The following is a 584-nucleotide window of genomic DNA, read 5'->3' on the forward strand; positions in this document are numbered from 1 at the left end:
TTTCCAACTACAACGATACATAGGTTTCATCTGTAACAGTCTCCCCGTTGGGGTTTGTCCATGTTAACAGTGCATTGTATGCAGTTGGGCTACCTAGATGAATTGCCGCCAACAAGCTTAACTCACTTCCAGGGGAGAGTTTTGGAGCAGGTAGTTTAGAGTTCACGTCCGAACCAACAAGGGGATTATGTCGAGGATTATCAACAAGCAAGTCAAAGCTGATATCTTTAGCATCTACATTACTGATATTGGTAATAACGAACTTGTATCCATTACCCGACTTCACTAAGTCAAGTTTCAAACGAGCAGTCGATTTTTCTTTGTCTTCGCGCAGTAATATTTCTAGCTGCTTTTTAGCTAGATCCGCTGTCGCCTTTTGCATATCTAAGCTTTCTCGTTGAAGTTTTCGTTGACCATTCCAAACGATTAGACTTATTAGAGCAGCCAACGAAGACAGTATTACTGATAATACTTCATATTCACTCATCCATTATTTCCTCTAAAGCACATAACGCCGCATTAAGGTGTGAGCAGCGCCATACCGATGCTACCGCAAACCACCTTAAACACTAATCGCAACGCAT

Annotated in this window: 1 protein-coding gene; it reads right to left on the reverse strand. The window is 41.8% G+C overall.

Annotated elements, in window-relative coordinates:
* Window positions 1-7 precede the first annotated feature (7 nt).
* A complete protein-coding gene (locus VHA02S_RS25055) occupies window positions 8-487 on the reverse strand; it encodes a hypothetical protein (RefSeq protein ID WP_038899638.1) in 480 nt (159 codons plus the stop codon).
* Window positions 488-584: the final 97 nt, after the last annotated feature.

The organism is Vibrio harveyi NBRC 15634 = ATCC 14126 = KCTC 12724, assembly GCF_001591145.1.
In the GTDB taxonomy this organism is placed as follows: domain Bacteria; phylum Pseudomonadota; class Gammaproteobacteria; order Enterobacterales; family Vibrionaceae; genus Vibrio; species Vibrio harveyi.